The sequence below is a fragment of the Apilactobacillus micheneri genome (assembly GCF_002993975.1).
Lineage (GTDB): Bacteria > Bacillota > Bacilli > Lactobacillales > Lactobacillaceae > Apilactobacillus > Apilactobacillus micheneri.
In genome coordinates this window covers 344528-358644 of the sequence record NZ_POSO01000001.1, presented here as the reverse complement: position 1 = coordinate 358644, position 14117 = coordinate 344528, and the positions used below count along the sequence as shown (strand labels likewise).

The following is a 14117-nucleotide window of genomic DNA, read 5'->3' as shown; positions in this document are numbered from 1 at the left end:
AATTAGGTTAAGTTATGAAGGGCGCATGGTGGATGCCTTGGCACTAGGAGCTGATGAAGGACGGGACTAACACCGATATGCTTCGGGGAGCTGTACGTAAGCTTTGATCCGGAGATYTCCGAATGAGGAAACTCGATAACCTTAATCGGTTATCACCAATTAGTGAATTAATTAGCTAATTTGGCGGCAGACGTGGGGAACTGAAACATCTAAGTACCCACAGGAAGAGAAAGAAATTTCGATTCCCTAAGTAGCGGCGAGCGAACGGGGAACAGCTCAAACCAAAGAGCTTGCTCTTTGGGGTTGTAGGACTGAACATTTGAGTTACCAAGTTAAACGATAATCGAATTATCTGGGAAGGTAAGCGATACAGGGTGATAGCCCCGTAGATGAAATCATTTAACCTCAGTTCAGGATCCTGAGTACAGCGACACACGTGGAACGTCGTTGGAATCCGGGAGGACCATCTCCCAAAGCTAAATACTCCCTAGTGACCGATAGTGAACCAGTACCGTGAGGGAAAGRTGAAAAGCACCCCGGAAGGGGAGTGAAATAGTTCCTGAAACCATGTGCTTACAAACAGTTAGAGCCCGTTAATGGGTGATAGCGTGCCTCTTGTAGAATGAACCGGCGAGTTATGTTAACATGCAAGGTTAAGATGAAAAGATTGGAGCCATAGCGAAAGCGAGTCTGAATAGGGCGTTTGAGTATGTTGAGATAGACCCGAAACCAGGTGATCTACCATGTTCAGGCTGAAAGTGCGGTAAAACGCACCGGAGGGCCGAACTCGTGTACGTTGAAAAGTGCTGAGATGAAATGTGGGTAGCGGTGAAATTCCAAACGAACTTGGAGATAGCTGGTTCTCTCCGAAATAGCTTTAGGGCTAGCCTCGGACTTAGAATCATGGAGGTAGAGCCACTGTTTGGATGAGGGGCCCGTCATGGGTTACTAAATTCAGATAAACTCCGAATACCATTGATTTATATGTCCGGGAGTCAGACGATGAGTGATAAGATCCACCGTCGAAAGGGGAACAGCCCAGACCACCAATTAAGGTCCCTAAATATATGCTGAGTGGAAAAGGATGTGAAGTTGCATAGACAACTAGGATGTTGGCTCAGAAGCAGCCACCATTTAAAGAGTGCGTAATAGCTCACTAGTCGAGTGATTTTGCGCCGAAAATTTACCGGGGCTAAGCATATTACCGAGATTGTGGACATGACGTAGTCATGTGATAGGAGAGCGTTCTAAGGGCAACGAAGTTAGACCGTAAGGACTGATGGAGCGCTTAGAAGTGAGAATGCCGGTATGAGTAGCGAAAGATTAGTGAGAATCTAATCCACCGAATGACTAAGGTTTCCTGGGGAAGGCTCGTCCTCCAGGGTAAGTCGGGACCTAAGCCGAGGCCTAGAGGCGTAGGCGATGGATAACAGGTTGAAATTCCTGTACTAGTTAATTATGTTTGAGCGATGGAAGGACGTAGAAGGCTAACTCGTGCACACTATTGGATTGTGTGTTCAAGCAGTGAGTCAGTTGAAGAGTGAAATGCTTTTCAGCGKGTTGACAAGCTGTGATGAGGATCGAATTATAGTAGAGAAGTGAGCCATGTCACGCTACCGAGAAAAGTTTCTAGTGAGTAATTAACTACCCGTACCGCAAACCGACACAGGTAGTCGAGGAGAGTATCCTAAGGTGAGCGAGTGAACTCTTGTTAAGGAACTCGGCAAAATGACCCCGTAACTTCGGGAGAAGGGGTGCTGCACTAACGTGCAGCCGCAGTGAAAAGGCTCAGGCGACTGTTTATCAAAAACACAGGTTTCTGCAAAATCGTAAGATGAAGTATAGGGGCTGACGCCTGCCCGGTGCTGGAAGGTTAAGTGGATGAGTTAGCTTCGGCGAAGCTCAGAAACGAAGCCCCAGTAAACGGCGGCCGTAACTATAACGGTCCTAAGGTAGCGAAATTCCTTGTCGGGTAAGTTCCGACCCGCACGAAAGGCGTAACGATCTGAGCACTGTCTCAACAAGAGACTCGGTGAAATTGAGATACCTGTGAAGAAGCAGGTTACCCGCGACAGGACGGAAAGACCCCATGGAGCTTTACTGTAATTTGATATTGGGTGTTGACATAGCTTGTACAGGATAGGTAGGAGCCGTGGAAACCGGAACGCTAGTTCGGTGGAGGCATTGTTGGGATACTACCCTCGCTGTGCTAACACTCTAACCCGCACCACTTATCGTGGTGGGAGACAGTGTCTGATTGGCAGTTTGACTGGGGCGGTCGCCTCCCAAATARTAACGGAGGCGCCCAAAGGTTCCCTCAGAATGGTTGGAAATCATTCGCAGAGTGTAAAGGCACAAGGGAGCTTGACTGCGAGACAGACAGGTCGAGCAGGGACGAAAGTCGGGCTTAGTGATCCGGTGGTACCATATGGAAGGGCCATCGCTCAACGGATAAAAGCTACCCTGGGGATAACAGGCTTATCTCCCCCAAGAGTTCACATCGACGGAGGTTTGGCACCTCGATGTCGGCTCATCGCATCCTGGGGCTGTAGTTGGTCCCAAGGGTTGGGCTGTTCGCCCATTAAAGCGGTACGCGAGCTGGGTTCAGAACGTCGTGAGACAGTTCGGTCCCTATCCGTCGCGGGCGAGGAAATTTGAGGGGAGCTATCTCTAGTACGAGAGGACCGAGATGGACATACCGCTGGTGTACCAGTTGTCCCGCCAGGGGCACTGCTGGGTAGCTATGTATGGTTGAGATAAACGCTGAAAGCATCTAAGTGTGAAACCCACCTCAAGATGAAATTTCCCATTCCTTTATGGAAGTAAGACCCCTAAGAGATGATTAGGTAGATAGGCTAGAAGTGGAAGTGCAGCAATGTATGGAGCGGACTAGTACTAATTGGTCGAGGACTTAACCAAGTAAGGTTGTTCTCTAAAAGAATAATAATATCTAGTTTTGAAAGAACGAAGTTCTTTCAGATAAATAGTGTGGTGGCGATAGCTAGAAGGATACACCTGTTCCCATGCCGAACACAGCAGTTAAGCTTCTAAACGCCGAGAGTAGTTAGAGGATCGCCTCTTGCAAGGGTAGGAAGTTGCCGCGCAATTTTGAGAGTTTTCGATGTTTATCGAAAACTCTTTTTTTATATAAAATTCTGTGTTTTATGGTAAAATAACAATTAATGTACATAAATAAGGAGTAATTTATATGAAAAAAATTAAAATCTCTTTAGGTTGGCAGATACTTGTTGGCTTAATTTTGGGAATTATATTGGGGATAATTTTTTATAAAAATGCAACTGCAATTACTGCAATGCAAAGTATTGGAACTATTTTTATCCGATTGATCCAAATGATTGTTATTCCAATTGTTATTTCTTGCTTAACAGTAGGAATTGCAAGTATTGGAGACATTCATAAATTGGGTAGAATTGGTGGGAAAACCATTTTATACTTCGAACTTATGACTACCATAGCCATTATTTTGGGTTTAATTATTGGTAATATTTTTCATCCAGGAGATTTTATTAATGTTCATGCTTTACATGGAACTGATATTACTCAATATTTAGCAACGGCTAAGAGCGCTAACCATAGCGGGATTTGGGGCACCTTGATTGGACTTATCCCAGTTAATGTTTTTAATTCGATTAGTAGTGGCGATATGATGCCAATTATTGTCTTTTCAGTATTATTTGGTTTAGGAACATCGGCAATTGGTGAAAAGGGAAAAGTAATCATTGATCTAATGGAAGCTATTTCTCAAGTAATGTTTAAAATAACTGGTTGGATCATGAAGCTATCACCTATTGGAGTTTGTGCTTTAATAGGGGTTACTTTAGCTGAATTAGGACTTTCGGCACTTGCACCTCTAAGTTACTTTGTATTATTAACTTACGCTACAATGGCTATTTTTGTACTTCTAGTCATGGGAGCTGCTGCGAGAATCTTTGGCTTTAGAATTTTTGACTTATTAAAAGTTGTTAAAGAAGAAGCAATTTTGGCCTTTTCAACTGCAAGTTCTGAAGCAGCTTTACCTAGAAATATTGATAAGATGACCAAATTTGGTGTAAGTCCATCAATTGTATCATTTGTTATTCCTACCGGATACACTTTTAACCTTGATGGTTCAGCTATTTATCAATCATTAGCTGCATTATTCCTTGCTCAAGCATATGGTATTCACTTATCAATTGGGCAACAAATTACATTATTAATTACTTTAATGATTACCTCTAAAGGAATGGCAGGAGTACCAGGAGCTTCATTTGTTGTATTACTAGCTACTTTATCCACTGTTAATATTCCAATCTCTGGAATGACCTTTATTGCAGGAATCGATCGTTTTATCGATATGGCGCGTACTGCTGTTAACGTTATTGGTAATTCATTGGCAACTGTTATTATTGGTAAATCCGAAAATGAATTTGATACTAAAAAAGAAAAAGCTTATATGGCAAAACTTAAATAAAGATACAAAAAGGACTCAGGATATATTCCTGAGTCCTTTTATTTTATTATCGTAGATAAACAGCAATTACTTTGGCGTAAGTCATGTTCCCACAACTCAACGAAGATTTCTGTGTAATCTCATAATTACTCATTTTATCTAATTAATAGTAAGTTTGGTATAAACTGTTGTTCATACCTCCCCAATTAGTTCCCTAAAAGGTGAAGCATCAATAGTTAATTAAATAATATTAAATTTTAAATTACTGTTATTAATTGCTGACCATTCACTGTCATTCGATGCAATTAAAGGATACTGAGATAACCAACAACAGTTAATTTTTCCTTAAATAATCTATAGCTAAAAAATAATAAAGCATATGAGTTCGGGAAAATTAACTGTCAGTGGTTGTCTCAATTCAATTTTTAAAGAATTGAAACAACATTTGACAATAATTTTCCCTTGATAGAATGATCTTTGGACGCTCCGGGATCAAAAGGTAATTCTGCCATAGTTGTTTTCCCTCCTTTGAAAATCAATAATTATTTCTTTTACTATTTAATTATAGTACAAAAATGATTAAGCAATCAAGTTAATTACATCTTCATATTCATTTTATCGTAGCATTCCATACCACCTAAATTAAGTTCTGATGGTTTAACGCCACGTTCCTTAGCAAATGCATTCATTAAGGTATCCATGTCCATTAAATTGAATTTTTGTGGCTTCTTAGGGTCTTGGACTTCGATTTGTGCCATCATACCACCATCTTCATGTTCAATAATGTGGCAATGGTACATAAATACACCAGTATGATCGAACCATACTTTAATTTTAACGGTTTCATTAGGATCAACAGCAATAGTATCTTTCAAACCAGTTTCATTAGGATATGGTGTTTTGCCATTACGTGATAGAACTTGGAATTGGCAACCGTGCATGTGATATGGATGAATCATACCACCATCACAGTCGTTAGAATTAGTAACTTCCCAAATTTCACAACTACCTAATATTTGTTTAGAATCAATACGTTGCATATTGAATTTTTTATCATTAATTGCGACTTCTTCATCCATACCGGACATTACAATTTTATGCACTGGTGTATCTGGAGTAACTTCAGGTGCATTCAATTTAAATAATGTATCTGGAAGTGTGGAATCGTCTTTAGCAAATTCATGAATTCTAAAATGAACAATTGGAACATCATCAGAATACAATGTCACTTCATCGCCAGGTTTATAATCACTGAAATCAACCACAATTTCTGCTCTTTCAGCACAGGTTAACATTAAGTGAGTAAAATTAACTGGATGTTCTAATAAACTACCGTCACCAGCAACTTGAGTAAATGAAAGATTATCTGAGAAGTGTAATCTCCATTCACGACGGTTAGCACCATCTAAAATTCTAAAACGAACTTTTTGAGTAGTTACATCAAAATAGGGGTTAACAGTACCATTAATCATTGCAGTAGGACCTTGAACACCATCAGGATCATAGTCAGCATGGTAATCCCATTGATTGTCTTCATGGAATTTACGGTCTTGTAAAATTAAAGGAATATCATCGACCCCATAATTTCTTGGTAGGGGTAGTGATGCTTCATGTTCATCCTTGACGACAACGGCAGTAGCTAGACCATGCCAAACTTGTTCAGCAGTTGATGGGCATGGATGAGCATGCAACCATAAAGTAGCAGCAGGTTGATCACATTTAAAGTTTAAAACCTTTGATTCTCCTGGATAAACAGGGGTATGACAACCACCATCGATATCACCAGGGACATTTAAACCATGCCAGTGGTAAGTGGTTAATTCAGATAATTCATTTTTAACAGTGACATGAATATTTTTGCCACGTTTAAAAATGATTGTTTTACCTAATAATGGTTGATTATAACCCCATGTCTTAGTCTTTTGACCAGGCATAATTTGAGATTCACCAGCTTCAGCAATAACTGTGTAATACATATCAGTATCAGTTTCTTTGTCGGGCTTTAAAGCTTCCGGAATCTTTAATTTTTGTTCTGGAATATTTGGTTCTTCTAATGGAACATAACCTCCATCATGAGTATTGAAAGCAGGTTCATAAAAGAAGTAATCATTTATTGTATTTTTATCTTCTGACATTTATGTTCATCCTTTCTTGATAACATAACTATATAATATGATTATTTATAAAGGTTTGCAAATGATAATAATTATAAATTGGGTATAAAAAAAGAGAAACGAAATTAATCGTCTCTCTAAATTATCAACAATAATAATTTTATTGTTCAGTGTACCATGGGTAATGGAAGTTACCTTCACGGTCTGTACGTTCATAAGTGTGAGCACCGAAGTAATCACGTTGTGCTTGTAGTAAGTTAGCAGGTAATACTTCAGCACGGTATGAATCAAAGTAAGTAACAGCAGCTGAAAGTGATGGAACTGGAATACCAGCCTTAGTTGCTAAAGCAACAACATCACGTGCAGCACTTTGATACTTGTTAGCAATGTCTGAGAAGTAAGGGTCTAGTAATAAGTTAGTTAACTTAGGATCCTTTTCAAAGGCATCAGTAATGTTTTGTAAGAATTGTGCACGGATGATACAACCTTCACGCCAGATTTGAGCTAATTCACCGAACTTCAAGTCCCAGTCATAGTCTTCTGAAGCGAAACGTAGTTGTTCAAAACCTTGTGCATAACTCATAATCTTACCAAAGTATAGTGCTTTACGTACTTTTTCGATAAGGTCTTTCTTGTCATCTTCACCAATAACTTCAGCAGCTTTTGGTCCATTAAGAACTTTAGCAGCATTTAGACGTTCGTCTTTTAGCATTGAGATGAAACGAGCATAAACTGATTCAGAAATAACTGATTGATCAGTACCAATTTCCATAGCGTCCATTGATGACCATTTACCAGTACCCTTGTTAGCACCACGGTCTAAGATCATGTCAACGATAGGCTTGCTCTTGTCTGAACCTAAGTCATCTTTTCTAGTTAAGATATCACCAGTGATTTCGATTAAGTAACTGTCAAGTTCACCCTTGTTCCAGTCCTTGAAGATATCAGCAAGGTCATCAACTGAAATACCAGCACCATTACGTAGAATGTTGTAGCTTTCGTCGATTAATTCTTCATCACCGTATTCGATACCATTATGAACCATTTTTACGTAGTGACCAGCACCATTTGGTCCAATGTATGAAACACATGGTTTGCCATCTTTAGCCTTAGCAGCAATCTTAGTTAAGATTGGTTCAACTAAGTCATAAGCTTCTTTTTGGCCACCTGGCATTAATGATGGTCCACGTAGAGCACCTAGTTCACCACCAGAAACACCCATACCAATGAAGTTAACACCAGATTTATCTAATTCAGCATTTCTCTTCATAGTATCGTGGAAGTTAGTGTTACCACCATCGATTAAAACATCACCTTTGTCTAATAAAGGTAATAGTTCACTGATAACAGCGTCAGTTGCTTTACCAGCTTTAACCATCATCATAATACGACGAGGAGTTTCTAGAGATTTAACAAATTCTTCAACAGAGTAACTTGGAACCAAGTTTTTGTCTGCGTGATCCTTCATTACATCTTCAGTTTTTGAAGATGAACGATTATAAATACCTACAGTGAAGCCTCGGCTTTCAATGTTAAGGGCTAAGTTCTTACCCATAACAGCCATTCCAACAACACCAATGTTTGCTTTTGATTCAGCCATTATAAACCTTCCTTTTTAAAGAAAATTGTGTATAAATATACACTTAAATTTTAACATTTTACATATTAAATGTCATATAAATTATTTTTTAATCCATTCGTTACCATCGCGTGCTAATAATTCATCAGCAGTTTTTGGTCCCATTGAACCTGGAGTGTAGTTAGGGAAGTCTGGTTGGTCATTGTCCCAAACATTTCTAATTACATCAGCAAATTTCCATGCACGACCAACTTCATCCCAACTAGCAAAGTTAGTAGCGTCGCCTAGGATGGCATCGTGAATAAGTCTTTCGTATGGTTCTGGAGTAGCAGCTTTTTCAGCATCTGATTGAACATGAGTTAAATCAAGTGGTTGCATTTCCATACCTTGTCCAGCTTTCTTACCATTTAGATGTAAGATTACCTTATTAACAGGGTCAACGAATAATGTTAGAACATTGTTTTGTAAGTCGCCTTCTTGTTTGCCTGAAGCAGCAAAGATATCAATAAGAGGTTTTTTAAATACAATGTCAATACGAGTAAACTTATCAGCTAACATCTTACCAGTTCTGATATAGAATGGTACGTTTGCCCAACGTTGATTATCAAACATTACTTTACCTGCAACGTATGTTTCTGTATTTGAATCTTCAGGAACATTGTCTTCATGGCGATAATCAGCTTGATCACCATTTTTACCATATTGTCCACGAACAAAGTTTTCACGAACTTCATCTGGTGAGTAGATTCTCATGCTACGTAAAGCACGAATCTTTTCACTACGAACATCAACATCTTTAAATGAAACTGGATCTTCCATAGTAAGGATGCTTAACATTTGCATAGTGTGGTTTTGAATCATATCACGAAGGGCACCAGCACCATCGTAATATCCAGCACGTTCTTCAACCCCTAATTTTTCTGCTAGGGTAACTTGAACGTTTTTAATGTATTTATTATTCCAAATACCTTCGATAAGTGGGTTGCCAAAACGTAATGCTAAGATGTTTTGAACCATTTCCTTACCTAAGTAGTGGTCGATTCTGTAAACTTGGTTTTCGTTAAATGATTTACCTAACGCATTATTTAATTCTTCAGCAGATTCGTAATCACGACCGAATGGTTTTTCGATGATTAAACGATTGAAACCGCCATTATCTGATAAGCAATTATGTGCTTTTAGATTCTTAGCGACAGTACCAAAGAAGTTAGGAGCCATTGAGATGTAGAAAATACGATTTCCTTGAATATCATATTTATCATCTAATTTGTTAGCGTATTCACTTAGTGCATCATAATGTTCAGGATTAGTTACATCATGTGACATGTAGTAAAAGTGACTAGCGAAGCCTTTAGCTTCATCTTCACTTTCAGCATTGTCTTTTACTGATTCCACAATAACTTCGTGGAATTTGTCGTCACTCCATTCACGACGACCAGTTCCAATTAATGCAAAATGTTCTTGATCAATGTAGCCCTTTTTATATAAATTGAAAATTGAAGGGTATAGTTTACGTTTAGCTAAGTCACCTGTTGCACCAAAAAGCATGAACAAGGCACGAGTTGCTGTTGCCAATACCGTCACTCCTTATACAAAATTTGAACGAAGCTACAATAAATGTCTAACTAAATAAACGATTTATTTCGCTCTATATACATGGTTATTATATAACACAAATTGAAATTAAAAAAGTGTTTTAATTCTACACAAAATGGATATGAAAACGCTTTATTATTTTTATAAGCGAATTGTTTAGAAAAGTGTTCAACAAAAGCTTTATAATTGTATAAATGAATATTTTACATAAAAGGGGGAATCGTTATGAAGAAAAGAAAAGGATTAGGGATGAAATTAATCTTTATGTATTCTTTGTTACTTAATTCAGGGGCATCATTTATGTGGCCGTTAGTAACAATGTATATAAATGATTATCTACATAAATCTTTAATGGTTTCAGGAGTTTCATTATTATTAATGTCTAGTTTTATGATTATTGGTAATTATGTAGGAGGATTTTTATTTGATCGATGGTCAGCTTATAAGGCTTCGATGATTGGAATTTCAATCTCAACCTTTGCAATTCTTGCTTTAATTTTCTTCAACGGGTGGCCAACATTTGCGATTTTACTATTGTTCTTGGGTTTTGGTGATGGGATTAACCTGACATTACTGAATTCCTATGCAACTACGGTTAAAGATCGTGATGTTCGTTCAGTTTTTAATCTGTTATATATTGGCTTAAACTTAGGAGTAGTCATTGGAACTGCAATGGTTGGTTATTTATTAAAGTATGGAGTTGCAACTGTCTTTATTGCTGCCGGTATTTTTTATGTAGCTCTTTGGTTAATGACTTTCTTTTACTTTAATGTTGATTTTAATGATTCCCAATCACTTCCAGCTGATAAGAAACAACCAGTTAAAACGGTTGAACATTCTAAAATTAATTTGATTTATCCTATTTGTATGATGGTATTCGGTGTTTATCTAAGTTATACCTTGTGGGAAAGTGTCATGTCCGTTCATATGGTTAATATGGGCATTTCTTTTGAAAGTTATTCTAGTCTTTGGACGGTTAACGGTTTAATGATTGTTATTGGACAACCATTGATTAACTATTTAAGTAAAAAAACTAAAATAAAAATTTCTACACAAGTCTTTATTGGGATTTTAATATTTGCAATTTCTTTCTACGGATTAATATTTGTAAAAAGTTATACAGGATTTTTATTGATCATGGTATTTTTAACTTTTGGAGAAATGATTGGACTACCTGATGTGCCTGCTTGGATTGATCAATTATCTAGTAAATCTGAAAAGGGAAAATATCAAGGAGTCTTTAATGCTTTAATGTCAGCTGGAAGGGCAATTAGTCCTTTGTATGGTGGGCTATTTGTTGAATATTTAGGATATAATCCATTATTCATCTTCACAGCTACCGTTATAATGGTGACATGGCTTATTGTAATATATAAAAATAAAAAATCTGCTTAAATAAAAACGCTTTATGTTCTAAACATAAAGCATTTTTGTTTATCCTTGTAGGAAACCTTGTGATTTAATTGCAGGTAATAAGTCCTTACGATAATTTCCTTTTGCAATATCTGACCAAATATTTTTGAAGAAGTTAGTATCTCGCTTACTACCTTTACGATTTTTATAATATTCATTCAATGTTTTATCAAATTTTTCGACAATTTGCATGTCAGGTTCTTGATATCCGTTTTCAAAATGAATAAGTTCATTGTTAATGCGAGGCTTTAAATCAGGCATTGATGCAGGATGACCAATTGCTAAGCCCAAAACTGGAAAGGTTAGTTCAGGCAAGTTAAACATTTCAATAATTTCTTTGGGATTATTATAGATGCTTCCCATAATGGTTCCACCTAAGCCCATACTTTCAGCTGTTAATAAAGTATTTTGTACTGCTAAATCAACATCATGTACTGAGGCTAAAAATTTATCTGCAGAATGAAGAGCTTCTAAATTAGCATCTGGTTTGTGATGCTTAATAATTTGCGCATTACGATGCTGATCAGCAATGAATAAGAAAAAATGACCAGCTTTATCTGGCAAATGGTGCAGAGTAATTTCGCCTAAACGTGCCAACTTCTTAGGATCAGTTACACTGATAATTGAATATTGTTGTTCACTCATGCTGTTAGAAGTTCTTTGAGCAGCATTGACTAATATATTAACTTCTTCATCAGTTAATTTTTCGTCTGTAAAATCACGAATACTACGATGATTTTGAATAGTTTTTAAAACTTCATTATCAATTGCCATGATTCAAAACTCCTTAAGATATTTTAAAAAAGTTTATCAGCAAATTTTAGTTTTTCAAAGCAGTTTGCTTTAGTAAATTATATATTCTTGGTAAGTCACGGTCAGTACCGCGTAACTCAAAATCACTAACGAATGGACAATCAAAAGACTCAGCGTAGCGTTTTGCTGATAGGCAGTATTGTTCATTAAAATTTTTATTTCCTGATCCAACAACACCAATGCAATAATCACGATTATTGTCGTAAGCAATATATTCACCTAAAGCATTGGTCATCATTTCTTTCACACCATTATCAATACCGTTGCCACCATCTAAATAGGTGGGTACGAAAGCAAAAAAGTTACTATGTTCATGTGCAAAATCAGTTTGATCTGAAACTTCAGTGGCTTCAATAGTGGGGTTGTTACTGTCTTTTTTGTTTTCTTCATTGGCAAAATTAGTTAAATTATTAACGAAATTTTTGGTGTTACCAGCGATTGATATATATAGAATACGAATAGGTTTCAATGGAAGGCTTCCTTTCAATACAAAAAAATCTGTTAGAAATTAATTCTAACAGATTTTTATAATAATGATTATTTTTTGTTATCTTCACTAATCTTTTCTTCTTGATTATTGGAATCAAGATCATCATTTACATTAACTTCAAATAAATTAATAAATGAATTTTCAAAATGAAGAACTTTAAATGTAAATTGATCAACTGTAAATTCAGTTCCGGGTTCAATTTTCATATTAGGATGATTATCAATAAAGTAACCAGAAAGGGTTACGCTATCTGATTTGCTGAAGTCTTTGATTTCGGTTCTAAAGTAACGTTCAAAATCATAAGTAGTCATTTTACCGCTAACTTGGTAGGTACCTTTAGGTTGTTTAAAGATATATTCGTTGGTTGCAGGATCAATTTCATCTCTGACAGTACCAAATAATTCTTCGTAAATATCTTTATCAGTAATAATTCCTGAAGTTCCACCGTATTCATCAACAACTACGACAATAGGCGTACGTAATTTAATCATTTGTTGTAAAACTTCAGTGATTTTCATGTTTTCTGGCACGGTTGCGATATCTCTTAATAAACGTTCAACTTTAATATCTGGATTGACACGTGATTGACGGATCATATCATAACAGTAAACATAGCCCAGAATGTTATCTTTATTATTATTTTCAACAATTGGAATTCGACTATATTTTGTTTGTAGATATTTACCAATAGCGTTTTTAACATTAGTATTAATGTCCATAACTGTTAGTTGAGTACGATCGATCATGATATCCTTAGCCACTTTATCGTTGAAATCAAAGGCTCTTTGCATATACAAGTAGTCATATTTTTCAAGAGCACCATTTTTAACAGCGTCTTTAGAAATGTTTAAGATTTCAGCTTGTGACATGGATTCATCACTTTCGTCAGTCATTTTAAGACCCATCAATTTAACTACACCGGCTGCGGTGACATTAATTGCCCAAACACCAGGGTAGAAAATTTTATGGAAATAATGTAATGGAGTAGCGACAAATCCCAAAATCTTTCTAGGCATTGCAATACTGATGTTCTTAGGAACAACTTCAGTAAATACAACTTCTAAGTAAGTTAAAATTAATACACCAACAATACTACCAATTGCATGAGCAGTACCTGGATTAATGAAATTAGGATCAATTTCTAGTAGATCGAATAATCCATCTACGAATAATGCTTCACCAATCCAACCCATGATAATACCACTAAGTGATACTCCCACTTGAGTTGTTGATAAATAATCATTTAAATTAGTTATCATGAACATTTCACGAGATAACTTTTTAGATTTACCTTTATTTTCTTGTTCCTCTTCCAACATACTGTAACGTGTTTGGACTAAAGCAAATTCACACGCAACAAAGAATGCCGCAAAGAAGAAGGCTATTAAAACAATGATGATTTGAAAAGCTAATGCACCACTATCCAACAGAACATTCCCCGTTTCTTTTATATAAATTATATGTAATTAACTACATTAACTACATTATACCTGTTATTAGGCCTTATTTTAAGTCATTTGCTAATGAAGTGCCATTATTGTCTGTTATTATTGCCTAATTTATGAAGAATAAAAAATAAATTGTTCGAAATGGTTTAAATAATTTGTAAAATCGCATAAAATAAGAAAAGTAACTCATCAAGCAGGAAAAGAGCAGCCGCTG

Annotated in this window: 8 protein-coding genes and 2 rRNA genes; 4 read left to right on the top strand and 6 right to left on the bottom strand. The window is 36.6% G+C overall.

Features of this window, described 5'->3' with window-relative positions; genetic code table 11:
* Positions 1 to 5: 5 nt before the first annotated feature.
* The 3 genes from C7N41_RS01815 to C7N41_RS01805 all read left to right on the top strand — a co-directional run bounded on the left by C7N41_RS01815 (position 6) and on the right by C7N41_RS01805 (position 4471).
* Positions 6 to 2919, top strand: a 23S ribosomal RNA gene (locus C7N41_RS01815).
* A 68-nt stretch (positions 2920 to 2987) separates the two neighbouring features.
* Positions 2988 to 3104 (top strand): 5S ribosomal RNA (rrf, locus tag C7N41_RS01810).
* A gap of 104 nt (positions 3105 to 3208) precedes the next feature.
* On the top strand, positions 3209 to 4471 hold the full coding sequence (locus tag C7N41_RS01805) for a cation:dicarboxylate symporter family transporter (protein ID WP_105964020.1): 1263 nt from the start codon (positions 3209 to 3211) through the stop codon (positions 4469 to 4471).
* 575 nt (positions 4472 to 5046) lie between these two features.
* Here C7N41_RS01805 and C7N41_RS01800 read toward each other — a convergent pair.
* From C7N41_RS01800 to zwf, 3 genes are all read right to left on the bottom strand, one after another.
* Entirely contained in the window at positions 5047 to 6585 is a 1539-nt protein-coding gene (locus C7N41_RS01800; protein ID WP_105964019.1) for a multicopper oxidase family protein, read from the bottom strand.
* 139 nt (positions 6586 to 6724) lie between these two features.
* On the bottom strand, positions 6725 to 8164 hold the full coding sequence (gene gndA / locus C7N41_RS01795; RefSeq protein WP_105964018.1) for an NADP-dependent phosphogluconate dehydrogenase: 1440 nt from the start codon (positions 8162 to 8164) through the stop codon (positions 6725 to 6727).
* 81 nt (positions 8165 to 8245) lie between these two features.
* Positions 8246 to 9718, bottom strand: coding sequence for a glucose-6-phosphate dehydrogenase (gene zwf, locus C7N41_RS01790; protein ID WP_105964017.1), 1473 nt, complete (start codon positions 9716 to 9718; stop codon positions 8246 to 8248).
* A gap of 246 nt (positions 9719 to 9964) precedes the next feature.
* Between zwf and C7N41_RS01785 the strand changes: the two genes are divergently transcribed.
* Positions 9965 to 11134 (top strand): MDR family MFS transporter, encoded by a 1170-nt coding sequence (locus C7N41_RS01785; protein WP_105964016.1) that lies wholly within the window; start codon positions 9965 to 9967, stop codon positions 11132 to 11134.
* A gap of 39 nt (positions 11135 to 11173) precedes the next feature.
* Here C7N41_RS01785 and C7N41_RS01780 read toward each other — a convergent pair whose 3' ends face one another.
* From C7N41_RS01780 to C7N41_RS01770, 3 genes are all read right to left on the bottom strand, one after another.
* The gene (locus tag C7N41_RS01780) at positions 11174 to 11926 is read right to left on the bottom strand and encodes a nitroreductase family protein (protein ID WP_225362838.1); all 753 of its coding nucleotides are present in this window, start codon (positions 11924 to 11926) and stop codon (positions 11174 to 11176) included.
* A 46-nt stretch (positions 11927 to 11972) separates the two neighbouring features.
* The gene (nrdI, locus tag C7N41_RS01775) at positions 11973 to 12434 is read right to left on the bottom strand and encodes a class Ib ribonucleoside-diphosphate reductase assembly flavoprotein NrdI (RefSeq protein WP_105964015.1); all 462 of its coding nucleotides are present in this window, start codon (positions 12432 to 12434) and stop codon (positions 11973 to 11975) included.
* A 68-nt stretch (positions 12435 to 12502) separates the two neighbouring features.
* Positions 12503 to 13882, bottom strand: a complete 1380-nt coding sequence (locus C7N41_RS01770; RefSeq protein ID WP_105964014.1) for a hemolysin family protein — start codon at positions 13880 to 13882, stop codon at positions 12503 to 12505.
* Between the last annotated feature and the right edge of the window lie 235 nt (positions 13883 to 14117).